Origin of the sequence: Pseudonocardia sp. Ae150A_Ps1, from assembly GCF_001932315.1 — a bacterium.
In the GTDB taxonomy this organism is placed as follows: domain Bacteria; phylum Actinomycetota; class Actinomycetes; order Mycobacteriales; family Pseudonocardiaceae; genus Pseudonocardia.
Map to the genome: position 1 here is coordinate 762103 of NZ_MCIJ01000001.1, position 25273 is coordinate 787375.

17 protein-coding genes and 1 pseudogene (1 of these 18 cut by a window edge) are annotated in these 25273 nt (G+C 74.1%); 9 read left to right on the plus strand and 9 right to left on the minus strand.

Features of this window, described 5'->3' with window-relative positions; translation table 11 throughout:
• Together Ae150APs1_RS03215 and Ae150APs1_RS03220 are read right to left on the minus strand one after the other, a co-directional pair.
• Positions 1 to 1954, minus strand: a pseudogene (locus Ae150APs1_RS03215) (type I polyketide synthase) (it extends 26640 nt beyond the left edge of the window).
• 172 nt (positions 1955 to 2126) lie between these two features.
• Complete coding sequence (locus tag Ae150APs1_RS03220) at positions 2127 to 3161, minus strand: GDP-mannose 4,6-dehydratase (protein ID WP_010232889.1); 1035 nt, start codon at positions 3159 to 3161, stop codon at positions 2127 to 2129.
• Positions 3162 to 3453: 292 nt separating this feature from the next.
• Between Ae150APs1_RS03220 and Ae150APs1_RS03225 the strand changes: the two genes are divergently transcribed.
• The 9 genes from Ae150APs1_RS03225 (at position 3454) to Ae150APs1_RS03265 (ending at position 14644) form a co-directional block, all read left to right on the plus strand.
• Complete coding sequence (locus tag Ae150APs1_RS03225; RefSeq protein ID WP_075295671.1) at positions 3454 to 5208, plus strand: ABC transporter ATP-binding protein; 1755 nt, start codon at positions 3454 to 3456, stop codon at positions 5206 to 5208.
• The gene (locus tag Ae150APs1_RS03230) at positions 5186 to 7039 is read left to right on the plus strand and encodes an ABC transporter ATP-binding protein (protein ID WP_075295673.1); all 1854 of its coding nucleotides are present in this window, start codon (positions 5186 to 5188) and stop codon (positions 7037 to 7039) included. Before Ae150APs1_RS03225 ends, Ae150APs1_RS03230 begins: the two co-directional genes overlap by 23 nt.
• Before the next feature lie 30 nt (positions 7040 to 7069).
• Positions 7070 to 7918, plus strand: coding sequence for a metallophosphoesterase (locus Ae150APs1_RS03235; RefSeq protein WP_060575832.1), 849 nt, complete (start codon positions 7070 to 7072; stop codon positions 7916 to 7918).
• Complete coding sequence (locus Ae150APs1_RS03240) at positions 7915 to 8586, plus strand: 4'-phosphopantetheinyl transferase superfamily protein (protein WP_010243779.1); 672 nt, start codon at positions 7915 to 7917, stop codon at positions 8584 to 8586. Before Ae150APs1_RS03235 ends, Ae150APs1_RS03240 begins: the two co-directional genes overlap by 4 nt.
• Positions 8587 to 8627: 41 nt before the next feature.
• Positions 8628 to 10055: a glycosyltransferase gene (locus tag Ae150APs1_RS03245; RefSeq protein ID WP_075295677.1), complete on the plus strand. Its 1428-nt coding sequence runs from the start codon at positions 8628 to 8630 to the stop codon at positions 10053 to 10055.
• Between the two features lie 977 nt (positions 10056 to 11032).
• On the plus strand, positions 11033 to 12439 hold the full coding sequence (locus Ae150APs1_RS03250; protein ID WP_075295679.1) for an FAD-dependent oxidoreductase: 1407 nt from the start codon (positions 11033 to 11035) through the stop codon (positions 12437 to 12439).
• A 156-nt stretch (positions 12440 to 12595) separates the two neighbouring features.
• Complete coding sequence (locus Ae150APs1_RS03255) at positions 12596 to 13378, plus strand: enoyl-CoA hydratase-related protein (protein ID WP_075295681.1); 783 nt, start codon at positions 12596 to 12598, stop codon at positions 13376 to 13378.
• A 58-nt stretch (positions 13379 to 13436) separates the two neighbouring features.
• On the plus strand, positions 13437 to 14180 hold the full coding sequence (gene fabG / locus Ae150APs1_RS03260; protein ID WP_075295683.1) for a 3-oxoacyl-ACP reductase FabG: 744 nt from the start codon (positions 13437 to 13439) through the stop codon (positions 14178 to 14180).
• Positions 14177 to 14644, plus strand: a complete 468-nt coding sequence (locus Ae150APs1_RS03265; RefSeq protein ID WP_075295685.1) for a MaoC family dehydratase — start codon at positions 14177 to 14179, stop codon at positions 14642 to 14644. The genes fabG and Ae150APs1_RS03265 overlap by 4 nt, the downstream gene beginning before the upstream one ends.
• Positions 14645 to 14834: 190 nt before the next feature.
• Here Ae150APs1_RS03265 and Ae150APs1_RS03270 read toward each other — a convergent pair whose 3' ends face one another.
• The 7 genes from Ae150APs1_RS03270 to Ae150APs1_RS03300 form a co-directional block, all read right to left on the minus strand.
• The gene (locus tag Ae150APs1_RS03270) at positions 14835 to 15974 is read right to left on the minus strand and encodes an extracellular solute-binding protein (protein ID WP_075295687.1); all 1140 of its coding nucleotides are present in this window, start codon (positions 15972 to 15974) and stop codon (positions 14835 to 14837) included.
• A gap of 46 nt (positions 15975 to 16020) precedes the next feature.
• On the minus strand, positions 16021 to 17766 hold the full coding sequence (locus tag Ae150APs1_RS03275) for an iron ABC transporter permease (protein WP_083679906.1): 1746 nt from the start codon (positions 17764 to 17766) through the stop codon (positions 16021 to 16023).
• Between the two features lie 3 nt (positions 17767 to 17769).
• Positions 17770 to 18975 carry an ABC transporter ATP-binding protein gene (locus Ae150APs1_RS03280; RefSeq protein ID WP_075295689.1) on the minus strand — a complete coding sequence of 402 codons (1206 nt, stop codon included), beginning with the start codon at positions 18973 to 18975 and terminating at the stop codon, positions 17770 to 17772.
• Positions 18976 to 19020: 45 nt separating this feature from the next.
• Positions 19021 to 21147, minus strand: a complete 2127-nt coding sequence (locus Ae150APs1_RS03285) for an acetate--CoA ligase family protein (protein WP_075295691.1) — start codon at positions 21145 to 21147, stop codon at positions 19021 to 19023.
• Positions 21144 to 22559 (minus strand): MmgE/PrpD family protein, encoded by a 1416-nt coding sequence (locus tag Ae150APs1_RS03290; RefSeq protein WP_249266193.1) that lies wholly within the window; start codon positions 22557 to 22559, stop codon positions 21144 to 21146. The genes Ae150APs1_RS03285 and Ae150APs1_RS03290 overlap by 4 nt, the downstream gene beginning before the upstream one ends.
• The gene (locus Ae150APs1_RS03295) at positions 22556 to 23668 is read right to left on the minus strand and encodes an acyl-CoA dehydrogenase family protein (protein WP_075295693.1); all 1113 of its coding nucleotides are present in this window, start codon (positions 23666 to 23668) and stop codon (positions 22556 to 22558) included. Before Ae150APs1_RS03295 ends, Ae150APs1_RS03290 begins: the two co-directional genes overlap by 4 nt.
• Positions 23669 to 23761: 93 nt before the next feature.
• Complete coding sequence (locus Ae150APs1_RS03300) at positions 23762 to 25126, minus strand: MmgE/PrpD family protein (RefSeq protein WP_075295695.1); 1365 nt, start codon at positions 25124 to 25126, stop codon at positions 23762 to 23764.
• Between the last annotated feature and the right edge of the window lie 147 nt (positions 25127 to 25273).

Here is a 25273-nt window from a genome sequence, read left to right on the forward strand (position 1 = left end):
GGTACAGCGCCACCTCGACCGCGAAGATCGCGGGCTGGGCGTGGGCGGTGTCGTCGAGCAGCGCGGCGGCGGTCCCGTCGGTGCCGTCGGAATCGTCGGGGGTGCCGTCGGGGGTGCCCCGGAGGATCTCGCGCAGCGGACCCTGCACGTGCGGGTCGAACGCGGCGAGCACGGTGTCCAGCGCCTCGGCGAACACCGGGAAGCGGGCGGCGAGCTCGCGCCCCGCGCCGATCCGCTGCGAACCCTGCCCGGTGAACAGCACGGCGAGCCGGTCTTCCGCGCGGGCCTCGCCCGTCACGGTGTCGCGGGCGGCCGCGGGGTCACCGGCGGCGAGCGCGGCGAGGTCACCGGCTAGGGCGTCGCGGTCGGCGGCGAGCAGGACGGCGCGGTGGGCGAACGCGGTCCGGGTGGTGGCCAGCGACCACGCGACGTCGGTCAGCGGGGTGCCGGGGGCGGTGGCGAGCGCGTCCTGCAGTGCGGCGGCCTGGGCCTGCAGCGCCTCGGGGGTGCGGCCGGAGAGCAGGACCGGCAGCGTGCCGGCCTCGGTCGTGGCGGGTGCGTCAGCGGGCGGGGCGTGCTCGTCCCCCTCCGCCCCCTCGGGCTCGGGGGCCTGCTCGACGATGGTGTGCGCGTTGGTGCCGCTGATCCCGAACGACGAGACGCCGGCGCGGCGCGGTGCGCCGGTGGCCGGCCAGCCGGTGTTCTCGGTGAGGATCCGGACGGTGTCCGGGGACCAGTCGACGTGCCGGCTGGGGTCCTCGGCGAGCAGCGTGCGGGGCAGCACCCCGTGCCGCATCGCCATCACCATCTTGATCACGCCGGCGACGCCCGCGGCGGCCTGGGTGTGGCTGATGTTGGACTTGACCGAGCCGAGCAGCAGCGGGCGCCCGGCGTCGCGGTCGCGGCCGTAGGTGGCGAGCAGTGCCTGCGCCTCGACCGGGTCGCCGAGTGTGGTGCCGGTGCCGTGTGCCTCGACGACGTCGACGTCACCGGCCGACAGCCGGGCGTTGACCAGCGCCTGCTCGATGACCTGCTGCTGCGACGGGCCGTTCGGGGCGGTCAGGCCGTTGGACGCGCCGTCCTGGTTGACCGCGGACCCGCGGACGACGGCGAGCACCTCGTGCCCGTTGCGGCGCGCGTCGGACAGCCGCTCCAGCACGAGCAGACCGACGCCCTCGGCCCAGCCGGTGCCGTCGGCGGTGTCGCCGAAGGAACGGCAGCGGCCGTCGGCCGACAGGCCGCCCTGCCGGCCCATCTCGATGAAGGTGCCGGGCCCGGACATCACGGTGACACCGCCGGCCAGCGCCAGCGAGCACTCGCCGCCGCGCGGGGCCTGGGTGGCCAGGTGGACCGCGACCAGCGACGACGAGCAGGCGGTGTCGACCGTGACGGCCGGGCCGACCGTGCCGAAGGTGTAGGAGATGCGTCCCGACAGGACGCTGCCGGTGTTGCCGGTGAGCTGGAAGCCCTCGGCACCGTCGGCCGGGCCGACCCGGTAGTCCTGCGCCATCGCGCCGACGAACACGCCGGTCCGGCTGCCCTGCAGCGAGACCGGGTCGATCCCGGACCGCTCGAACGCCTCCCACGCGGACTCCAGGACGACCCGCTGCTGCGGGTCCATCGCGACGGCCTCGCGCGGGGAGATGCCGAAGAACTCGGCGTCGAAGTCGGGGGCGTCGTGCAGGAACCCGCCGGACGCCGTCGGCGAGCCGGCGAGCGCGGCGGTGTCCCAGCCGCGGTCGGTGGGGAACGGCGTGATGCCGTCCTCCCCCGCCTCGACCATCCGCCACAGGTCCTCGGGGCTGCGGACACCGCCGGGATAGCGGCAGGCCATCCCGACGACGGCGATCGGCTCCTGGGCGGCGGACTCCAGCTCGCTCACCCGCCGGCGGCTGCGGCGCAGATCGGCCGTGGCCAGCTTGAGGTAGTCCCGGAGCTTCTGTTCGTTGTCCATCCCAACTCCACCCGTCTCGCAGCCGACGCCCACTCGACAATCGCGCCGGAATTCCGCACACGTCCGGCGGGAACCGAATCGCCGCTCCATTCCGCCGCGCGGCGGAGGAGCTCACCACCGACGATTGTGCGGACGATTCGGGCCGGAAATCCCTAGTGTGTGGCCCGCCGGTTCACCAGTTGGCGGCCAGCAGCAGGTGGCCGTACTCGTTCTCACGGGCCACGTGCTCCAGGTCGGAGTCGACCATCATCCGCATGAGCTCCGGGAAGTCGACCTCCGGCGTCCAGTCCAGCCGACGGCGGGCCCGCACGCTGTCGGCGCACAGCACCTCGACCTCGGCCGGGCGCACGAGCGCCGGGTCGACGACGACGTTGTCCCGCCAGTCCAGCCCGACGTGGTCGAACGCGATCTGCACGGCGTCGCGCACCGAGTGCATCTGCCCGGTCCCGATCACGTAGTCGTCGGCCTCGTCCTGCTGCAGCATCAGGTGCATCGCGCGGACGTAGTCGCCGGCGTAGCCCCAGTCGCGCACCGCGTCGAGGTTGCCCAGCGCGAGGTCGCGCTGCAGGCCGAGCTTGATCCGGGCGACCGCCAGGGAGATCTTGCGGGTGACGAACTCCTGGCCGCGGCGCGGCGACTCGTGGTTGAACAGCATGCCCGACACCGCGTACATCCCGAACGACTCGCGGTAGTTGCGGGTGATGTAGTGGCCGTACGCCTTCGCGGCGCCGTAGGGGCTGCGCGGGTGGAACAGCGTCGTCTCGCGCTGCGGGGTCTCCGCCGCCTTGCCGAACATCTCCGACGACGACGCCTGGTAGAAGCGGATCTGCCCGTCCGGCGACGCGGTCCGCGACGGCGAGAGCCCGGAGACCATGCGGATCGCCTCCAGCATCCGCAGCACGCCCGTGCCGTTGACCTCGGTGACGAGCTCGGCCTGCTGCCACGACATCGGGACGAACGAGATCGCGCCGAGGTTGTAGACCTCGTCGGGCTGCACGGTGTCGACGGCCGAGACCAGGCTGCCCTGGTCCATCAGGTCGCCGTCGACGAAGTCCAGTTCGGACGCCAGCCGGCTGACCCGCGTCTTGCGGGGGTTGGCCTGCCCCCGGATCAGGCCCCAGACCTGGTAGCCCTGCGACAGCAGGTGCTCCGCCAGGTAGGACCCGTCCTGACCGGTGATTCCGGTGATGAGAGCTCGTTTGGACATGGGGATTCCCTTCTCGACCGTTACCGAGCCCGCCCACACGCGTCGACCGGCCGTCGGCACGGCGGCGAATACGCTGTCCGGACGAGAGACACGCCGCACGCTGGCAAGGTCCGTGAGACGGTGTCAACGAATTCTCCGGGGTGTAGGGAATTCACGAGTGCGGCCGCGGAAAATCGTGCGCGGAACTGGGGGATTCCGGGTCCGCGGTCTGGTCGGCTGTGCTGGCCGGTCTGCCACCGGCACCGTCCACCGGGCGGCCCGCGGCGGCCGCCGTGAACCGGGGTGTCCTCACGTGCTGTCGAGACTCGCGCGCGCCCAGCTGCGCGGCTACGCCGGACCGGCGGGCGTGCTCGTCGTCCTCCAGACCGTGCAGATCGCCGGCACGCTGCTGCTGCCGACGCTCGGTGCGGCCCTCATCGACGAGGGGGTGGTCCGGGCCGATCCCGGGCGGATCGCCGAGCTCGGGACGATCATGGCGGGGGTCGCCGTCGCGCAGATCGTCGCGGCGCTCGCCGCGACCGCGCTGGGTGCCCGCACCTCCACCGCGATGGGCCGGGACCTGCGCTCCGCGGTGTTCGGCCGCATCCTCGACTTCTCCGCCCGGGAGGTCGGCCGGTTCGGCACCGCGTCACTGCTGACCCGGACGGTCAACGACGTCCAGCAGGTCCAGAACCTCGCCCGGTCCGGGTTCGGCGTCGTCGTCTCCGCTCCCCTGATGTGCGTGGGCAGCGTCGTGCTCGCGCTGCAGCAGGACGTGCCACTGGCGCTGCTGCTGGTCGTCCTCGTGCTGGTCGTGGGTGTCTGCTTCGGACTCCTGATGGCCCGGATGGGCACCCTCTACGACCGGATGCAGGTCACCCTCGACGGGCTCGGCCGGCTGCTCCGCGAGTCGATCACCGGGGTGCGGGTGGTCCGCTCGTTCGTCCGCGACGACCACGAACAGCAGCGCTTCACCCGCACCAACGACGCGTTCCTCGACCTCTCCCAGCGGGTCGGCAGGCTGATCGCCACCATGCTGCCGCTGGTGCTGCTGCTGATGAACCTGTTCACGGTCGTCCTGATGTGGGTCGGCGCCCGGCGCATCGACGCGGGCGTCATGCAGCTCGGCGCGCTCAGCGCGTTCCTGTTCTACCTGTCGCTGATCCTCATGTCGGTCGTGATGGTCGCGTTCGTGTTCCTGCAGGTCCCTCGGGCCCGGGTGTGCGCGGGCCGGATCATGGAGGTCCTCGACACCGAACCGGGCGTCCCGGCACCGGCCGACCCGGTCCCGATGCGCGGCCCCACCGGCCGGGTGGAGCTGGACGACGTGGAGTTCCGCTACCCGGGCGCGGAACGCGCCGTCCTGCACGGGATCGGCCTGACCGTCGAGCCCGGCGAGCGGGTCGCGGTGCTGGGCAGCACCGGCAGCGGCAAGACGACCCTGCTGAACCTGGTGCTGCGGCTGGTCGACCCGACCGCCGGCACCGTCCGCGTCGGCGGCACCGACGTGCGCGAGCTCGACCCGGCGGTGCTGACCGACGCCGTCGGGTTCGTGCCGCAGCGCCCCTACCTGTTCGCCGGCACGGTCGCGAGCAACCTGCGCTTCGGGCGTCCGGACGCGACCGACGACGAGCTCTGGGAGGCGCTGCGCGTCGCGCAGGCCGACGGGTTCGTCGCCCGGATGCCCGGCGGGCTGGACGCCGAGGTCGCGCAGGGCGGCACGACCGTCTCCGGCGGCCAGCGCCAGCGGCTGTGCATCGCCCGCACCCTGCTCCGCCGCCCCGGCGTCTACCTGTTCGACGACTGCTTCTCCGCGCTGGACCAGGCCACCGACGCCGCGCTGCGGGCAGCGCTGGTCCCGTGGACCGCCGGCGCCACCGTGATCACCGTGACCCAGCGGGTCTCCACCGCGCGCGACGCCGGCCGGGTCGTCGTCCTCGACGCCGGGCGGCTCGTCGCCGACGGCACCCACGACGACGTGCTGCGCGACAGCCCGACCTACCGCGAGATCGCGCACTCACAGCTCACCGAGGAGGACGCCGCCCATGGCCTCGCCGGACGTCACTGAGCAGGACCCGGCCACGCCTGCCGCGGGTGCTGCGGCACCCCCGGGGCCGGGTGACCGCCCGGCCCGCCGGCTCGTCGGGCTGCTGCGGCCGCACCGCAGCCCGGTGGCGCTCGCGCTGCTCACCGGCGTCGCCGGGATCGCGCTCAACGCCGTCGGGCCGCTGCTGCTGGGCCGGGTCACCGACCTCGTCGCGGTCGGGGTGCTCGGTCCTGGCGGGCCCGGCGGCGACGCCGCCGGCAGCCCCGGACCGGCCACCGGCGTCGACTTCGCGTCGGTCGGGCGGCTGCTGCTGGTCCTGCTCGTGGTCTACGTCGGGGCGTCGCTGTTCACCCTCGCGCAGGGCCGGATCGTCGCGTCCGTGGTGTGGCGGGTGATCCACGACCTGCGGGGCCGGGCGCAGGCGAAGCTGTCCCGGCTCCCGTTGCGGCACTACGACCGGCACCCCGCGGGCGAGACGCTCGGGCGCACCACCAACGACGTCGACAACCTGCAGCAGACCCTCCAGCAGACCCTCGCCGAGCTGATCACCTCGATCCTCTCGCTGGTCGCGATGCTGACGCTGATGGTCGTCATCTCCCCGTCGCTGGCCGTCGTGATGATCCTCAGCGTGCCGGTGTCGGGGCTGCTCGCGACCTGGCTGGGGCGCCGCGCCCACCCGCAGTTCACCGCGCAGTGGGAGGCGAACGGCGCGCTCAACGCGCACGTCGAGGAGGTCTGCACCGGGCACGCCCTCATCCGCGGCCACCACCGCCGTGCCGAGGCGCAGCGCCGGTTCGCCGAGTGCAACGACGCGGTGTACCGCGCGGGGGCGTCGGCCCAGACCTCGTCCGGCGCGATGGAGCCGGTCATGATGTTCGTGGCGAACCTCGGGTACCTGGTGGTCGCCGTCGTCGGGGCCTGGAAGGTGCTCTCCGGCTCGCTCACCCTCGGCGACGTGCAGGCGTTCATCCTCTACGCCCGCCAGTTCAGCCAGCCGATCGTCGAGATCGCCTCGGTGGCCGGGCGGCTGCAGTCGGGGGTGGCCTCGGCGAAGCGGGTGTTCACCCTGCTCGACGCGCCCGAGCAGGAGCCCGAGCCGTGCACCCCGGTGACGCCCGGCGCCCCGGCCGGCCGCGTCGAGTTCCGCCGGGTGTCGTTCCGCTACACCCCGGAGACCCCGCTCATCGAGGACCTGTCGCTGCGCGTCGAGCCGGGCAGCACCGTCGCGATCGTCGGCCCGACGGGCGCGGGCAAGACCACCCGGGGCAACCTGCTGATGCGCTTCTACGAGATCGACGGCGGGACGATCCTGCTGGACGGCACCGACACGGCGACGATGACCCGCGCCGACCTGCGCTCCCGCTTCGGGCTCGTCCTGCAGGACACCTGGCTGTTCGGCGGGACGATCGCGGAGAACATCGCCTACGGCGCGCCGGACGCGACCCGCGAGGACATCGCGGAGGCGGCCCGCGCCACCTGCGTCGACACGTTCGTCCGGACCCTGCCCGACGGCTACGACACCGTCCTCGACGACGACTCCGGCGGCGCCAGCGCCGGGGAGAAGCAGCTGATCACGGTGGCGCGGGCGTTCCTCGCCCGGCCGGCGGTGCTCGTCCTCGACGAGGCCACCAGCGCCGTCGACACCCGCACCGAGCTGCTGATCCAGCGCGCCATGGCCACCCTGCGCACCGGGCGGACCAGCTTCGTCATCGCCCACCGGCTGTCGACGATCCGCGACGCCGACCTGATCGTGGTCATGGAGTCCGGCCGGATCGTCGAGCAGGGCACCCACGACACGCTGCTGCGCGCCGGCGGCGCCTACGCCCGCCTGCACTCCGCCCGCACCCCCTGACCGCTCCCCGACCGACCCGGGAGGACCACCGTGCCCGAACCCCAGCTGCTGGCCGTCGCCGACCTGCACGTCGTGCACGCCGAGAACCGGGCGCTCGTCGAGTCGCTGCGCCCGTCGTCGGACGGCGACTGGCTGATCGTCGCCGGTGACGTCGGCGAGATGTACGCCGACATCGAGGCCACGCTGCGCCTGCTCGCCGGCCGCTTCGCGCGCGTCGTCTGGACCCCCGGCAACCACGACCTCTGGACCCACCCGCAGGACCCCTGCACGCTGCGCGGCGACGCGCGCTACCGGGCGCTCGTCGAGACCTGCCGCGGCCTGGGCGTCGACACCCCGGAGGACCCGTACCCGGTGTGGGACGGCCCGGGCGGGCCGGTCGCGGTGGCGCCGCTGTTCGTGGGCTACGACTACTCCTTCCACGCCCCCGGTGCGACGACGGCGGCCGAGTCGCTGCGGATCGCGCACGACGCGGGCGTCGTGTGCTCCGACGAGTTCCTCCTGCACCCGGACCCCTACCCGGACCGCGCCACCTGGTGCCGCCGCCGGGCCGCGATCACCGAACGCCGGCTGGCGGCGGTCGACCCGGACCTGCCGACGGTGCTGGTGAACCACTGGCCGCTGGTGCGCCACCCCACGCGGGTGCTGCGGTACCCGGAGTTCGCGCAGTGGTGCGGCACCGAGCTGACCGCCGACTGGCACGTCCGGTTCCGCGCCGCCGCCGTCGTCTACGGCCACCTGCACATCCCCCGCGTCACCTACCACGACGGGGTCCGGTTCGAGGAGGTCTCGGTGGGCTATCCCCGCGAGTGGCGGCCCCGGCCGCCCCGGGAGCCGCTGCGCGCGGTGCTGCCCGCGCCGGTCGCCGGAGGTGTGCGGTGATCGAGCAGGTGCTGCCCGGCCGGGTCGTCACCGAGTGCGCCTACGACGACGAGGAGCACCCCGGCGAGGGCCTGTTCCCGCAGGAGCAGGAGCTCGTCGCGCGGGCCGTGGAGTCCCGGCGGCGCGAGTTCACCACGGTGCGCAGGCTCGCCCGCCGCGCCCTGGGGAGGCTCGGCCGCTCCCCCGCCCCGATCCTGCCGAACCGTCGCGGGGCCCCGCAGTGGCCGTCCGGCGTGGTCGGCAGCATGACGCACTGCGCCGGGTACCGGGCGGCGGCCGTGTCCCCCGCCGCCGAGTCCGCCGCGGTGAGCATCGACGCCGAGCCGGACGCGCCGCTGCCCGACGGCGTCCTCGAGACGGTCACCCTGCCCTCCGAGCGCGCCCTGCTCGACGGCCTCGCCCGGCGCCGCCCGGGGACGGCGTGGGACCGGATGTACTTCAGCGCCAAGGAGAGCGTCTTCAAGGCGTGGTACCCGCTGACCGGCCGCGAGCTGGACTTCGACGAGGCCGAGATCGTGTTCGACGCCGGCGCCGGCACCTTCTCCGCCCGCCTGCTCGTCCCGGGGCCGCTGGTCCACGGCGAGCGGGTGACCGTGTTCCCCGGGCGCTGGCACACCGGCCACGGCCTGCTCGTCACCGGGGTGCACCTTCCGGCACCGCAGCCGTGACTCCGGGGGTTTCCCGGCCCGGTCGGTGGTGGGCTGGGCCCATGGAGCAGACCACGGGCACGCGGCCGGCCGACGACGCCGCGCAGCAGGCGGACGGGGCCGGCGCGCAGCCGATCCTGTTCTGCTGCACCCATTCCACCGGGGAGGCCGCCACCAGCCTCGTCCTGGCCGGCGAGCTGGCCCGGCGCGGCGTGCCGGACCTCGTGTTCGCCGCCGACGAGAACCTGCGCGGCCCGGTCGGCGAGCTCGCCGACCGGAGCGCCGTCGAGTTCGTCTCCCTGGGACCGGTGAACCCGGACCTGGCGCTCACCATGATCGACGACGCGACCTACGCCCGGATCCACCAGCGCTCCCGCGTCCGCGGTCTGCGCGCGCGGGCCCGACAGCTCTTCGACGTCGACCACCTCATGCAGCGCTACCAGGCGCTCGACGAGGTGGTCGAGCGTGTCCGCCCCGCGCTCATGGTGATCAACCGGTTCGCGACGCACGCCGTGCAGGTCGCGCTGACCCGCGGCATCCCCTACGTCATCACCGCGCCGTGCCTGCTCAGCAGCCTCGTCGAGCACGACCTGCCCCGCGGGTTCCCGCCGCCGTCGTCCGGGCTGCCGCTGCACCGCACCCGCCGCCAGGAGCTGGAACGGATCTGGTTCGGGATCGGCACCGGCACCCTGTTCCTCGACCGCTCGGTGTTCCGCAAGGCCGTCCGGCTGCACCGCGGGATGGGCGAGCTCGGGATCGACCCGCGCACCCTGCGCGTCCCCGTGCAGAACGCGGGCGCCCGCTCGCTGCTCTGCTTCTCGGTCCCCGGGGTCGACTACCCGCTGCCGGTCCCCGACCGGGTCCGGATGGTGGGAGCCCTCGTCCCCCCGGTCCGCCACGACGAGCGCGACGCCGGCGTCGCGGAGTGGCTCGACGCGCACCCGTCCACCGTGTACCTGGCCTTCGGCTCGATCACCCGGATGACGGCGGACCAGATCCGGTCGGTCGTCGAGCTGGCCCACAGGCTCGGCGACGACCACGGCATCCTCTGGGTCCTCCGCGCCGACCAGCAGCGCTTCCTCCCCGACCCCGCCGACCGGCCCGCGAACCTGAAGGTCGTGGACTGGCTCCACTCCCAGCACGCGGTGCTGGAGCACCCGCACGTGCGGGCGTTCTTCACCCACGGCGGCAGCAACAGCATCCACGAGAGCCTCTGGTTCGGGACGCCGGTCCTGGTCCGCCCGACCAACGTCGACCAGTACGACCACGCGGTGCGGGCGACCGACACCGGCATCGGCCTGGCCGTCGACCGCCCCGACCTCGTCGACGTCGACGACGTCCACGCCAAGCTCCAGCGCCTGCTCCGCGAGCCCGCGTTCACCGAGCGCGCCCGCGAGCTCGGCGACGTCCAGCGCGCCGCCGGCGGCCTCGACACCGCCGCCGACGCCGTCCTCGCCGAACTGGGGAACCGTCACCCGGCCACCCCCTGACCCCCGCCACCACCGGATCAGAACCGCGCCGAGCGGCTGCGGTCGGCACATGCCGAGCGCCGGAGCCGCACGGTTTCCGTGGTTCCGGCGCACGCTGCCAACCTTCCGCACAAGTTGACGGTTTCCCGCACAGACTCTGTTCCGTGCGGCAGCCCCACACCCTGTGCGGCGGCCCGCATCCTGTGCGATTCCGCCTTGATCTGAGCGGCTGCACGCCGTTGTAGGGCGGGGGGTGCGCCCTGGCGGCAGCGTCCGGGCGGCACATCGACGGAATCCGCACAGCTTGCCCCGCACCCGCACGGGGCACCCGGCACCCGCACAGGTTGCCCAGCACCCGCACGGATCCTGACTTGTGCGGTGTGCCCACGGTCTGTGCGGCCACGTCAGATCCTGTGCGGCTCTACGTACCGTGTGCCCGCGCGCTGCGCTCAACTGGCTCGTGCCCGAGCTCAATGCCGGTGCCGGTGCCGGTGCCGGTGCCGGGCCACGCGCCACGCGCCGCCACGCCCCACGCCCGCACCGCACCGCACCGCACCGCACATCTTGCGCTGCGCCCGCACAGGATCTGTCCTGTGCGGTGGCCCAACCGTGTGTGCGATCAGCCCGGAGCCTGTGCGGTTCCCGCCGGGCGGCCTGCGGCACGGACGGTGCGCGCGGAGCTGCGCGCCGACGGCCGCTCCAGGGCTCGCGGTGGCGCTCGCGCCAGGCCTCGCCAGGACGGTGCGCCCCCGTCACTGCGAAGGTCCGCCCGATCGGCGGAGCCCGGCACCCCGGTCGGACCGGCCATGCTCAGGCGTCAGGGGCTCGCACGATCGCCCACACCGGGACCTCGCACGGGACCCGGCACCGGATGTGCTCCGTGGGCACAGCGGATGTGCCGGACGCGCGTCAGGTTCGCGCCTGGTGGACAGCGGAGCGGAGTCCTCGGGTGCGCCGGGCCGGCCCGGCGCGGACGAAGGACGAAGGGACACCGCACGATGACCCGTCCACCACGGTTCCCGTTCGGGCGCGCAGCCCCGGGCGCACCAGACGGCCTGCCGCACGTCGTCGTCGTGGGAGCCGGGTTCGCCGGGCACGCCGCGGCGCGGGGTCTGCTGCGGAGGCTGCGCGGGCGGGCCCGGATCACCGTGATCGACCAGCAGGACCACTTCGTGTACCTGCCGCTGCTGCCCGAGGTCGCGGTCGGGACGCTCGAGCCCCGCCTGATCGCGGTGTCGCTGAGCCGGTCGCTGCGCGGGGCGGAGATCGTGCTCGGGACCGTCGAGCGGATCGATGTCGACACCCGCACCGTCGCCTGGCGCGATCCGGACGGCGGTCACGGGCAGATCCGCTACGACCGTCTCCTGCTGGCCGCGGGCAGCGTCAACGCGCTGCTCCCGATACCGGGGGTGGCGGAGAACGCGCACGGCTTCCGCAGCATCCCCGAGGCGCTGTACCTGCGCGACCACATGGTCCGCCAGATCGAGATCGCAGCGACCACCGACGACGACGCCGAGCGCCGGGCCCGGCTGACCTTCGTCACCGTCGGTGCGGGCTACACCGGGACCGAGGTCGCCGCGCAGGGCGCGATGCTGACGGCGTTGATGGCCCGCGACCGTCCGGCGCTGCGCGGGACGCCGGTCCGGTGGGTCCTCGTCGACCGGGCGACGCGGGTGCTGCCCGAGCTCGACCGCAGACTGTCCCGCACCGCGGACCGGGTCCTGCGGCGGCGCGGGGTGGAGATCCGCACCGGGGAGTCGGTCGCCGAGGCCACGCCGGGACGGGTGCGCCTGACCTCCGGCGAGATGATCGACACGCGGACGCTGGTCTGGTGCGTGGGGGTGCGGCCCGACCCGCTCGTCGCCGACCTCGGCCTCCCGACCGACCGTGGACGCCTGGTGGTCGGCACCGACCTGCGGGTTCCCGGGCGACCCGAGATCCACGGCTGCGGCGACGCGTCCGCGGTCCCGGACGTGACCCGCGGCGGCACCCCGACCGCCATGACCGCCCAGCACGCCACCCGGCAGGGCGCGCTCGCCGCGCGGAACGTGGCCGCGTCACTGGGCTACGGCGAACCCGGCACCTACGCGCACCACGACCTCGGCTTCGTCGTCGAGCTCGGGGGCGCCGACGCGGCCGCGAACCCGCTGGGTGTCCCGCTGTCCGGGCTCGCGGCCACGGTCGTCACCCGTGGGTACCACCTGCTGTCGATGCCGGGGAACCGGCTGCGGGTCGCGACCGACTGGCTGCTCGACGCCGTCACCGGACGGCAGGCGGTGCAGATCGGGGTGATCCGCGCCGAGCACGTGCCGCTGGAGACGGCCGAACCGCACGCTCCCGACGGTCCCGCGACGGCGGCCGACGTCGAGCCGGTCGACCGTCCCGGCCGCACAGGCTCGGCGTGAGCCGCACAGGTTCTGGGCGTCCCGCACGAGACAGGACCTGTGCGGAGAGCCGGCAGCCTGTGCGGACAGCCGACGGTCTGTGCGGAAAGCCGACAGCATGTGCGGTGGCGGGAGGTACTCGACCCCACCCACCCCGTCGACTACATTCTATAGAGTGTGACACCAGCTCCCGAGGATCCGCTCACCGTCGACGGCTCGGCAGGCGTGACCACGCTCCGTCTGCAGCGCCCGCACCGCCGCAACGCGCTCGACCACACCCTGCTCGAACGCCTCCTGTCCGAGCTCGGCGCGGCGGCCCGGCGCGGTGACGCCGCCGTCGTCCTGACGGGCGGGGACTCCTACCTCTCCTCCGGTGGCGACGTCGGCTCGATGCCCTCCGCCGCCGACGGGCTCTTCGGCCCCGCCTCCCGGCTCGCCCTGGTGCACGAGGTCGTCGAGACGATCGTGCGGACCGACGTCGTGGTGGTCGCCGCCGTCGAGGGCTACGCCGTCGGTGCGGCCTGGGGCCTGGTGCTGTCCTGCGATCTCGTCGTCGCCGCCGACGACGCGTTCTTCGCCGCCCCGTTCGCCGCGCGCGGCCTCACCGCCGACGCCGGTACCGCCTACCACCTCCCCCGCCGCCTCGGCCCGCAGCGCGCGGCCCGCCACCTGCTGCTCGGCGAGCGGCTCAGCGCCCCGGCCGCGGCCGACGCCGGCCTGGTGAGCGAGGTCGTCCCCGCGGGGACGGCGACGGCGCGGGCCGGCGAGATCGCCGCACGGCTGGCGGCCGGGCCCCGCGAGTCCAACGCCCTGACCAAGCGTCTCGCGGCCCGCACCCACGCGGGCCTGGCCGACTTCCTCGCCTCGGAGCGGGTGGCCGTGTCGCTGGCAGGCCAGGGCCCGGACGCCGCCGAGGGCCGGGCGGCCTTCACCGAGCGCCGCGAACCCCGCTTCACCTGACTCCCCGGGTGCCGTGGCCCCGCCACGCGACCGGGAACCGACCAGAGAGAGGACCGGAATGACCGCACTGCTGGAGGGCCGCACCGCCGTCGTGACGGGTGGTGCCCAGGGCATCGGGCTCGCCATCGCCCGCACCTACGTCGAGCACGGCGCCCGCGTCGTGCTCGGCGACCTCGACGAGGCCGCCGCCCGCGCCGCCGCGAAGGAGCTCGGTGGCGAGGAGGTCGCCGTCGGCGTCCGCTGCGACGTCGTCTCCGCCGAGGAGGTCGCCGCGCTGATCGACACCGCGGTGACGACGTTCGGCTCGCTCGACGTCTTCGTCAACAACGCCGGGATCACCCGCGACGCCACGATGCGCACCATGTCGGAGGACGACTTCGACCTGGTGATCCAGGTCCACCTCAAGGGCACCTGGAACGGCACCCGGCTCGCCGCCGCACGGATGCGGGAGCAGAAGTCCGGCGCGATCGTGAACATCAGCTCGCTGTCCGGGAAGGTCGGGATGGTCGGGCAGACCAACTACTCGGCGGCGAAGGCCGGGATCGTCGGGCTCACGAAGGCCGCGGCCAAGGAGATGGCGCACCACGGCGTGCGGGTCAACGCGATCCAGCCGGGCCTGATCCGGTCGGCGATGACCGAGGCGATGCCGCAGAAGGCGTGGGACCAGAAGATGTCCGAGATCCCGCTGCAGCGGGTCGGTGAGATCGACGAGGTCGCGAACGTGGCGCTGTTCTACGCGTCGTCGCTGTCGTCGTACATGACGGGCACGACGGCCGAGGTCACCGGCGGGCGGTTCATGTGACGGGCGGCCCGCTCGTCGTCTCCACCCGGGACGGGCTCGACGCCGCGGTCGGCGCCGAGCTCGGCCCGGGGCCGTGGACCACCGTGGACCAGGACCGCATCGACGCGTTCGCCGCGGCGACCGGCGACCACCAGTGGATCCACGTCGACCGCGAGCGGGCCGCGTCCGGGCCCTACGGCCGCACGATCGCGCACGGCCAGCTCACACTGTCGCTGATCTCCGCGCTGGCCGGCGACCTGTACCGGTTCGAGCTGGGGACGGCGCGGCTCAACTACGGCTGGGACCGGGTCCGGTTCCCGGCGCCGGTCCCGGTGGGGTCCCGCGTCCGGCTGCACGCGACGGTCGCGGACGCCGAGCCCCGCGACCGCGGCGTCCTCGTCGCGATCGACTTCACCGTGGAGCTGGAGCACTCACCACGCCCCGCATGCGCGGCCCGCAAACTCTCCCTGATCCTCCTGGACTGATCACCGACCACGACACGCTCACCGGTTCCGCCGGCGCTCGCCCGATCGCGTGCGCGTCGACGGAACCGGTGAGCGTCCGTGGGGAGGTCGGGTGGGGTGGGCGGGGTGGGTGGGTGGGTGGGTGGGTGGGCGCAGATAGACAGACGCCCCGGTCCTGTCGGACCGGGGCGTCCCGTGGGGTGGTGCCGGGTCAGCCGTTGAAGCCGAAGGTCTGGTTCCAGCGCCGGACGATGTCGGCGCCCTCGGTCTCCGCCTGCTCCGGGCTGTAGACGACGAACGACGGGTCGTCGGCCTTCGGGAGCCGGTAGTCACCGGTCGGGACCTGTTCGATGTCGGTGCGGGCCCCGATGAACCCCTGCGCGGCGGCGAACTGCTGGCCCGACTTCGACCAGGTCCAGTTCATGAACAGCTTCGCGGCCGGGCTGTCCTGCCCGGTACTGGTCAGGCCCTGCATGTTGAAGGTGCCGGACACGCCCTCCTCGGGCACGACGAGCTTGATCGGCGCCCCGGACCGCTCCGCGCCGTAGGTGCTGTTGAAGCCGGCCGTCGCGATCTCGATCTCGCCGCGGGCGAGTGCCTCCAGCTGCACCGAGGTGGTGTCGAAGATCCGCGGCTGCTGCGCGGCGAGCCCGGCCCAGTAGTCCGGGCCGATGACGTCCTCCTGGAACGCGGCCAGGCCCTGCACGGTGCCGCCCGCCCCGGCGTTGACGACGCCCATGCGGCCCTTCCACCGCGGGTCCAGCAGGTCGTTCCAGCTGGACGGGACGTTCCCGGCCTCGACGGCCCGGTTGTTGTAGGCGAACGCGTAGGCCGAGTAGTACGACGTGTAGTAGGCCCCGCCGTCCCACGTCACGTTCTCGGTGCCGGTCAGCGTGTCGTGGGTCGGCATCTCGGTGTAGGGCACGAACACGTCCTGCTCGGCGAGGCCCTCGGCGAGCAGCGGGTCGGTGATGGTGACGACGCCCGCCGACAGCCGCCCGGCCCCGGCCTCGCTGAGCACCCGCTCGTTGAGCTTCGCCGACGGCATCCGCGTCACCTCGACCTGGACGCCGGTCTCCGCGGTGAACCGGTCCGCGGTCAGCTCGGCGCTCTCGCTGCCGGACCCGGTGAACCAGACGAGCGTGTCGCCGCGGGCGGCCTCCAGCAGGGCGGCGTCGGCGACCTGCTCGCCGTCGACGACGAGGCCGTTCGCGTCGTCCACGGCGGGCAGCGCGAGCATCCCCTCGGCGACGGTGTCGGTGCCGCCGCCACCTCCCCCGCCGCAGCCCGCGAGCAGCAGGCCGCCCGCGGCGAGTGCGGCGACCAGGCCGCTCGTGCGTGTCCTCTTCATGGGTCAGCTCCTTTGCCGGGACGGACGTCGTCGTCCGCCGGTGTGACTACCGCGCGAGGCGGCGGGGGATGTAGGACAGGACGAACATGAAGGCGGTGTAGATGACGCTCATCGCCGCGGCCTCGCGCAGCGCGCCGCCGTTCTCGAACGCGTCGTAGATCGCGATCGAGAGGATCTCGGTGTCGCTGGTGTAGAGGAACAACGGCACCGTCAGCTCGCGCATGCTGAGCATGAGCAGCAGCAGGAACGTCGACAGCAGGCCCACCTTCATCAGCGGCACCGTCACGCTGGTGACCGCACGGGCCCGGTGCGCGCCGAGCATCACCGCGGAGTCCTCGAGGTCGCGGTCGGTCGCGAGGATCGAGGAGGCGACCCCGCGGAAGCCCTGCGGCGACTGCACGGCCAGGAACGCGATGACGAGGACGGCGAGGGTGCCGTAGAGCGGGACCGGCATGACCAGCCAGGTCCACAGCAGGCCCATGCCGAGCACGACGGCCGGCAGCGCCAGCGGGATCATCGAGATCCCCTCGACCAGCGACCGCCCGGTCGCCCGGGTGCGGTAGACGAGGTAGCCGCACAGGAACGCCAGCACCACGCCGGCACTCGCCGCGAACACGCTGACGACCAGGCTGTGCCAGGCCGCCTCCTGGAAGCTCGACGAGACCAGCACGTCGGAGAACGAGCTGAAGTCGAGCCCACCCGGCTCGGCGAGCTGGGTCAGCGAGGTCAGGTAGGGCGAGCTCTGACCGGCGACGGTCACGAGCGCCAGCACCGGCAGCACGATCGACAGCGCGAAGAAGCCCAGGACGGCGACGAGCGCCGGGATCCGGGCCCGGCCCAGCGCGACCTTCTTCTGCCGGATGCCCTTGCCGGTCACCGTGGTGAACGACCGCTTCGCCAGCATCCGCTGCTGCAGCCAGGTGGCGAGCAGCACGACGGCGACGAGCACGACCGCGATCGCGGCGCTCTCGTTGCCCCGCGACGGGCTGGTGTTGAGCAGCCGGAAGATCAGCGTCGGGAGGGTGTCCACGCCGCCCGGTGTGCCGAGGATCTGCGCGACCGGGAAGTTCTCGAAGACCAGGATGAAGGTCAGCATCGCCGAGCCGATGAGCGCCGGGGTGGCGAGCGGGAACGAGACCAGGCCCAGCATCCGGCGCGACGTCGCGCCGTGCACCCGCGCGGCCTCCTCCAGGTCCGGGCTCATCATCGACATCGCGCCGTGCACCAGCAGGAAGGTGTAGGGCGAGTAGTACATCGCGAAGACGACGATCATCCCCGGCACGGAGTACATGTCGACTGGCAGGGAGAGTCCGAGGTCGGCCTGCGCGATGTTGAGCAGGCCGGCGTTGGGGCCGCCGAGCATGGACCAGGCCAGCGCGCCGACGTAGGACGGCAGGAAGATCGGCATCAGGCCGACCAGGTAGACGAAGCGCGGGACCGGGATGTCGCTGCGCGCGGCGAGGAACGCCAGCGACCCGCCGATGAGGCAGGCCAGCGCCGTCGACACGACGCCGATCACCATCGAGTTCCCGAACGCCGTCAGCGTCTGCGGGTCGGTGAACACCCCGAAGTTGCCGAGCGTGAGGTCCCAGGTGATGTTCCCGGGGCGGGGGACGTCCACGCTGAACGCCGCGAGCAGCACCATCGCCGCCGGCAGCACGATGAGCACCGCCAGCACGACCAGGACGAGGACGGTCGGCAGCCGGCGGCGGCGCCGGCCGATGCGTGCGCGCGGCGGGGGTGCCGCGGTCTCTCCCGTGCCGGTGCGGGGCGGCTCCTGGAGGATCGCCACGGCTCAGCCCTCCCGGGTCGCGGACGCCGCGACCGGCCGGCCGTGCGACGTCCGCGGGGCCGCGTCGCCGGGGGCCGCCCGGCCGGCGTCACCGGCGGCGTCCGACCCCGGGGCCGCGTCGGCGGGCCCGGCCTCCCGGGGGAGGACCTGGACGTGGGCGGGGTCGATCTCGACGTGCACCCGGTCGTGCTGGCGCACCGGGACCGACGCGTCCTGGGTCTGGACCTCCAGCGTCGGCCCGGCGTCGAGCGCGACCGAGCACCGAATGAAGGAGCCCTGGAACACGCTGACGGTGACGGTGCCGGGCCACGAGTTCGGGCCCGCGTCGCGCGGCTCGGTCCGCACCCGGACGGGCTCGGGCCGGATGCAGACGCTGAGGTCGTCGCCCGGCGGGACGACGGCGTCGGCGGCGATCTCGACGTCGTGACCGGTCAGCCGCAGCCGCCGCTCCCCCGCCCGCGGCGCGGCGACCGGGAAGATGTTCGCGACCCCGAGGAACTCCGCGATCGACGCCGACGCGGGGCTCCGGTAGGTCTCCACCGGCGTGGACAGCTGCGAGATCCGTCCGTGCTGCATGATCGCGATGCGGTCGGCGAGGGCGAGCGCCTCGCCCTGGTCGTGGGTGACGTAGATCGAGGTCAGCCCGAGCTCGAGCTGCAGCCGGCGCAGCTCCACCCGCAGGTCCTCGCGGAGCCGGGCGTCCAGGTTGGACAGCGGCTCGTCGAGCAGCATGACGTTCGGCTCCATCGCCAGGCTCCGTGCCAGCGCGACCCGCTGCATCTGGCCGCCGGACAGCAGGCTCGCGCCCTTGTCGGCGAGGTGCGCCAGCCCGACGAGCTCCAGGGTCTCCAGGGCCCGGGTGCGGATCTCGGCCTTCGGGCGCCGCTTCATCCGCAGCGGGAACGACACGTTCTCCAGCACCGTCATGTGCGGCCACACCGCGTAGGACTGGAAGACCAGGCCCACGTTGCGCTTGTTCGGTGCGACGTTGAGCCCGGCGGCCGCGTCGAACACGGTCGTCCCGCCGATGGCGATCGAGCCGCCGCTCGGGTCCTCCAGACCGGCGACGCAGCGCATCGTGCTGGTCTTGCCGCACCCCGACTGCCCGAGCAGCACCAGGGACTCGCCGTCGGAGATGTGGAGGCTGAGGTGCTCGACCGCGGTGAAGTCGCCGTAGGTCAGCGACAAGTCGTTGATCTTCACGTCCATGGTGTGTCCTCGGATGTGTGTCGGTTCACGGGCGGGGCGGACGGATCATGACCGGTCCGCCTCGCGGACCAGTGCGTCGAGGGCGACGGCTCCCTTCCCGCGTGGCCGGACGGCGACCGGGTTGACCTCGGCCTCCACCACGTCGGGCCGGGTCACGGCGAGCCGGGACACCGCGACGACGGTGTCGACGAGCGCGTCGATGTCCCCGGCCGGTCCGCCGCGGAACCCGCGCGCGATGCGCATGGCCGTCACCTCGCCGACCATCTCCCGGGCCACCTCGGCGGTGACGGGGGCGAGGCGCAGCGTGGAGTCGTCGTAGAGCTCGGCGTGGACGCCGCCGGCGGCGAGCATCACCAGCGGCCCCACCGACGGGCTCACCCGGTAGCCGACGAGCGCCTCCACCACCGCGTCGCCGACCATCTCCTGAACCAGGAACCCGCCGAGCTCGATCGTGGGGTCGTGCGCGGCGACGTTCGCGGTGATCGTCCGGACGGCGCCGGCGAGCTCGTCGGGCCCGGTCACGCCGAGGACGACCGCACCGGCGTCGGACTTGTGCGGCAGCCGGTCCGACAGCGCCTTCACGACCACCGGCCAGGCGGGCTCCGCGGCCGGCGTGCCCGCGGCGTCGCACGTCGTGGCGGCGGGGAACGCGACCCCGAGCCCGGCCAGGACGCCGGCCGAGTCGCTCTCGTCGAGCGTGCGGGCCGGGGCCTCGGCGGCGCCGGTGTCCCGGGTGCCGAGCACGGCAGGATCGACCGGGCGCCGGGCCAGGGTCGCGGCGACCGCCTCCGCGCAGGCCTCCGCGGTGCGGAAGGCGGGGACGCCGGCGTCGTTCAGCATGCGGAGCGACTCGAGCGCGTCCGGCAGCGCCCAGGCGGCCAGCGGCACCTCGCCGCCGGCGGCCGCCTCGGCGATCGCGGACACCGCGAGCTCGGGGTTGAGCCGCGCCGAGGAGCCGACGACGAACAGGACGAGATCGAACTCCCCGCTGGACCGGAGCACGTCCAGCGCGCCGAGCACGAGGTCGTGCCGGGTGCCGGCGAGCGTGAGGTCGACGATGAGGTTCTCGGCCACGTCGAGGCCGAGCGCGGCGAGCCCGCGGAACACCGCGGGGCTCGGCCGGGCCACGGTGACGCCGCGGGTCTCCAGCTGGTCGACGACGATCGCGGCGCCGCCCCCGGTGGAGGTGATCACCCCGATCCGGTCGGCGCGGACCGGCCCGGGCGGGCCGATCCGCCGCTGCAGGGCCTCGGCCTCGATGAGCGCCTCGAAGTTGTCGACCCGGGCGAACCCGCAGGCGCGGAAGAAGGCGTCGGCCTCGTCGTCCTCGCCGGCGAGCGCCCCGGTGTGCGACACCGACAGGGCCGCGGCCGCGTCGCTGCGGCCCAGCTTGTAGACGGTGACCGGCCGGCCGCGCTCGGCGGCGGCCGCGGCGAACCGGGCCAGCGGGCCCGCGTTCTCCATCGACTCCACGAACAGCGTGTACGAGCCGATCTCGGGGTCGTCGAGGGTGGCCTCGCAGATCTCGCCGAGGGTCAGGTCGACCTCGGAGCCGGTGGAGACGAACCCGGCGAAGCCGAGGCCGCGGGCCTTCGCCCGGGTCATCAGCGCGCCGATGACGCTGCCCGACTGGGACGCGACGAACGACGGCCCGACGGGAAGGTCGGGCTCGGCGAACGCGGCGTTCGCGGTGAGCAACATGCCGTTGCGCGGATTGACCACGCCGATGCTGTTCGGGCCGACGACGCGGACGCCGTACCGGCGGGCGACGTCGAGCAGCGCGTCGAGCCGTTCCCGGCCCTCGGGCCCGCCCTCACCGAAGCCGCCGGACAGCACCGTCACCAGCGGCACCCCGGCCTCGCCGCACTCGCGGACCGTGTCGACGACGCGCGCGGTGTCGGTGAGGACGAAGACGTGGTCGGGGACCTCCGGGAGCGAGGCGATGTCGGGCCAGGCCCGCTCCCCCAGCACCGTCTCGCGGCGCGGGTTGACCGGGTAGACCCCGCCGGTGAAGCCGGCCTCGCGCAGGAACCGCAGGGGGCGCGCGGTCGTCTTCCGCGCGTCGTCGGAGGCGCCGACGATCGCGACGGAGCGGGGTGCGAGCAGCGCCCGGCCCACGTCGGACCGTGCGGGACCGGCGGCACCCGCCGGACGGTCGGTCAGCTGCGTCATGCCGCACCCCGGCAGAGGGCGTCGGTGCGGGCGACGACGTCGAGCGAGGCGAAGGTCCACAGCTCGGCGGCGAGCCCGGTGGCGGCGTCGCGGCCGAGCACCGGCGCGGCGAGGCGGACCAGCTTCGCGGTCATCTCGTCGTCGCTGACCGGGTTGCCCGGCTCGCCGTAGGGCGTCGGGACCCGCTCGGTGAGCTCCCGCCCGTCGTGCAGGGTCAGCGTCACCACGGCGGTGCGCAGCACCGGGTAGTCCGCGTCGGCCTGCTCGTCGGCGCGGACGTGCACCCGGCCGACGAGATCGAGCAGTGCCGGGTCGCGGCGGGCGCCGGGACCGAACTCGGTGAGGCCCACCTCGTCGTGGACGAGGGCGGTGGCCATCGCGAACGGGATGCTCATCTGGGCGTCGAGCAGCGAGTCCACCTCGGTGCTCGCGTGGTGCGAGGCGACGGTGTAGGTCGCGACGTCGACCCGCGCGACGTCGGCGACGGTCACCCCGTGCTCCGCGCGCAGCGCCAGCACGGCGTCGATCGGGCCCTGCAGGTGCCGGCAGGACGGGTAGGGCTTCACGTAGGAGTCGAGCACGACCCACCGCTCCCCCAGCCCGTCGAGCAGGGTGCCGGCGTCGAAGCCGCCGTCGGCGAACGCCTCGACGTAGCCGTGCCGGGTCTCCAGGATCGGGCGCGGCCCGGTCACACCGGCCTCGGCGAGCTCGACGCTGACGATCGCGTCGCGCGCGGCCTTGCCCGGGTGCACCCGCTTGACCTCGGCGTTCTTGCCGAGGAACGCGAACAGCCCGCCGGCGTGCGAGGCCGCGACACCGAGCGCGTCGTGCAGCCGGTCGGCGTCGAGGCCGTGCAGGACGGCCACCCCGCAGGTGGCGCCGACGACGCCGGCGAGCGGGGTGTTGTGGAAGTGGTTGCGCCACGTCGCGGGGTGCCCCGCGGCGGCGAGCCGGGACACCGCCTCCAGGGCGACGGCGAGCGCCCGCATCGTCGTGGTGGTGTCGCTGCCCCGGGCCTCCGCCGCGGCGAGCACGGCCGGGAAGCAGACGCTGCTCGGGTGCACGCTGCCGGGGGTGTAGCCGTCGTCGACCTCGAGGCTGTGGGCGCTCGTGCCGTTGAGGAACGCGGCGCCGGGGGCCGAGACCGGTCCGAGGCCGATCGCGGTGGCGGTGCGCCCGGTCGTCCCGTAGGTGCCGGCGACGTGGGTCGCGCCCGCCCGCGCGACGTCGGTCGCCGAGCCGGGGACGACGGCGGCGACGTAGTCGACGAGCAGGCGGCGCACGTGGTGCTCGACCTCGGCGGGCAGCGGCGCCGCGGCCGCGGCGACGACCCAGTCGACGAGGACGTCGGTGGCGCCGTCGAGCCCGCGCTGCGCCTGCGGTGCGGTGGTGCCGGTTCCGGTGATGCTCACGCGCCCGCCCCCGCCCGCTGGTCGAAGCGGCGCCCGAAGACGGAGCCGGCGATGGTGTTCTTGAGGATCTCGACCGAGCCGCCGGCGATCATCCAGCCGCGGGTGCGGCGGACGATGTACTCCAGCGGGTACTCCTGGCTGTAGCCCGAGGCCCCGAAGACCTGCATCGCCTCGTTGGCGACCTGGAAGGCCGTCCGGTTGGCGTGCAGCTTCGCGATCGCCGCCTCGGTCGCGTCCGGTGCGCCGGCGTCGGCGTTGGCGACCGCCCGCAGCAGCAGCATCCGGGCCGCGTCGAGCTCCACCCTCATGTCGACGAACTTCCACTGCAGGCCCTGGAACTCGCAGAGGTACTTGCCGAAGGCCTTGCGGACCTTCGCGGGCTCGACGGCGCGCTCGTAGGCGGTCTCGGCGAGCGCGAGCGCCCGCGAGGCGTTGCCCATCCGCTCCACGCCGAAGATCGACAGCATGCTGCGCAGCGCGCCGCTGTCGGCGAGGACGTACTCCTTCGGCACCCGGCAGCCGTCGAAGAACAGCTGGCAGTGCGACTCGCCGCTCATGTGCAGCTCACGCTTGCCCCGGGTGAAACCGGGGGCGTCGAACGGGACGAGGACCGCCCCGATGTCGCGCGACGACGGGCCGAACCGGCACCAGACGACCGAGTGCGTCGCGTCCGGGCCGTGCGAGTTCCAGCACTTCTGGCCGTCGAGCACGACGTGGTCGCCCTCGTAGCGGGCGGTCGTGCGCAGGTCGGTCAGCGCGCTGCCGGCGTCGGGCTCGCTCATCCCGGCGGTCACGAGCGCCTCGCCCCGCAGCAACAGCGGCAGCACCTCGCGGCGCACGTGCTCGGAGCCGAACTTCGCGACCTGGCGGATCGCGCCGAAGTTGCTCGCCTGCAGCGCGTCGGCGCTGTGCGGGCAGACCTTGGTGATCGCCATCATCACGAGCACCGCGTCGAGCAGCGAGGCGCCCTGCCCGCCGACCTCCACGGGCAGGGTGAGCCCGGTCAGGTCGTGGTCGGCGAGGACCTTGAGGGAGTCCCAGGCGAACCCGTCGCGCTGGAAGGCCCGCGCGCCGAACTCGCGTTCGGCGAGCTTGGAGACGGACTCCACGAGCGTGGTCTGCTCGGGGGGTGAGGCCGAAGTCCATGGTGGTCGTTCCCTCTCGTCGTACGTCGGTGCTGAACAGCGGGGTGCGGGCCGGGATCAGGCCGGGCCGGTCCGGTCGGTGACGGCCGCGGCGGCTCCGGCCGCGTCGAGGCCGGGGAGGTCGGCGGCCAGCTGCCACAGGCGGTCGGCGGCGGCGCGGGCGTCGGGCACCGCGGCGACCTCCAGGCAGCCGAGGAGCTTGCGGTCGACGGCGTCGCGGCCGGGCCGGGCCGCGCCGGCGCCGGGCATGGCGGCCTCCGCGACGTCGTGGACGCCGTCGGTGGTCTCCAGCTCGACCCGGGCGCCGGACATGACGGCGCTCTCGGGGAGGTCCTGGCGGACCTCGACCAGGGCGGCCGCGGCGGCGACGTCGGCGCGGCCGAGGTCGCGGCGCAGCGTGCCGAGGTCGTAGCGACCGGTCACCCAGAGCGCGGCGAGCTGCCACGGCAGGGAGAACTGGACGTCGACCAGCGGGGTGCCGCGGTCCTGCCACGGCCGGGCCACCAGCTCGTAGGCGGACCCGGCCGGCAGGTGCGCGACGATCCGGCGCACCGTGTCCGCGCCGGGCCGGCGGGCGTGCAGCTGCTCGGCCGCGGCCAGCGCGGCGTGGGTGTAGCGGCAGGCCGGGTACGGCTTGAGGGCGACCGCGTCGAGCTCGGCGGGCCCGGCGAGCAGGCCGGACAGCGTCAGGTCGGACCCGGGCAGCACGCCGAAGGTCCCGCCGAGCCAGCCGGCCGGTCCGGCGACACCGGCCCGGGCGAGCGACGCCGCCGTCAGCCCGTGGGCGGCGGCGAGACCGGGCTGGAGCCGCTTCGCGACCGACCCGTCGACGACGGCCTGCCGGGTCGACGGCGCGAGCGCCGCCCCCAGGCACAGCCCGATCGCGTCGCCGGTCGCGGCCTCGTCGAGCCCCCAGACCGTCGCCGCCGTGGCGGCGGCGGCGAGCGCCCCGAGGCCGGCCGTCCGGATGACCCCGTGCCGGGGCCCGGTGAGCCGGGCCAGCCGGGACAGCAGCTGGACGCCGGTGGCGAGCCCGTCCAGGACCCGCTCCCCCGGCACCGGTGCGGTCGCCAGCGCGGCCAGCGCCGCCGGGACGACGACGGCGGCGGTGTGCACGACGGCCTCGTCGTGGGTGTCGTCAAAGTCCCAGGCGTGGATCAGCGTGGACAGCGCGGTCGCGGCCTGCGGCGCGGCGAGGCGCAGGTCCGTCCACGGCACCGCGACGGTGCCCGGGGACACGGCGGCGAGGCCGTCGAGCACCCGCCGGGCGTCGTCGTTCGCGGCGCCGGCGGCGGCGAGGCCGAGCGCGTCCACGAGGAGGTGCAGGAGCTGGTCCCGGTGCTCCGGTGTCAGTCCGGCCCACCGGCCCGGTGTCGACGGTGTCGACGTGGGGACGGGTGTGCTCACCACGGTGCGGGTCACCCTGCTGCCTCCTGCGCTGGTCGGCGGGCCTGTCCGCCGGTGATCGGGGTCACCCGGCCGGCGGACAAGAGGCAAACACGACCATGGAACGCGGGTCAATAGATTCTATAAAATCTAGTCAACTGACCATGGAAAGTACCGACGTGC

Bases quoted from the DNA above. Each gene is read 5' to 3' on its own strand.
- Ae150APs1_RS03270 (WP_075295687.1), bottom strand. From the start codon at position 15,974: ATGAAGAGGACACGCACGAGCGGCCTGGTCGCCGCACTCGCCGCGGGC.
- Ae150APs1_RS03285 (WP_075295691.1), bottom strand. From the start codon at position 21,147: ATGACGCAGCTGACCGACCGTCCGGCGGGTGCCGCCGGTCCCGCACGG.
- Ae150APs1_RS03245 (WP_075295677.1), top strand. From the start codon at position 8,628: ATGGAGCAGACCACGGGCACGCGGCCGGCCGACGACGCCGCGCAGCAG.
- Ae150APs1_RS03220 (WP_010232889.1), bottom strand. From the start codon at position 3,161: ATGTCCAAACGAGCTCTCATCACCGGAATCACCGGTCAGGACGGGTCC.
- Ae150APs1_RS03280 (WP_075295689.1), bottom strand. From the start codon at position 18,975: ATGGACGTGAAGATCAACGACTTGTCGCTGACCTACGGCGACTTCACC.
- Ae150APs1_RS03250 (WP_075295679.1), top strand. From the start codon at position 11,033: ATGACCCGTCCACCACGGTTCCCGTTCGGGCGCGCAGCCCCGGGCGCA.
- fabG (WP_075295683.1), top strand. From the start codon at position 13,437: ATGACCGCACTGCTGGAGGGCCGCACCGCCGTCGTGACGGGTGGTGCC.
- Ae150APs1_RS03230 (WP_075295673.1), top strand. From the start codon at position 5,186: ATGGCCTCGCCGGACGTCACTGAGCAGGACCCGGCCACGCCTGCCGCG.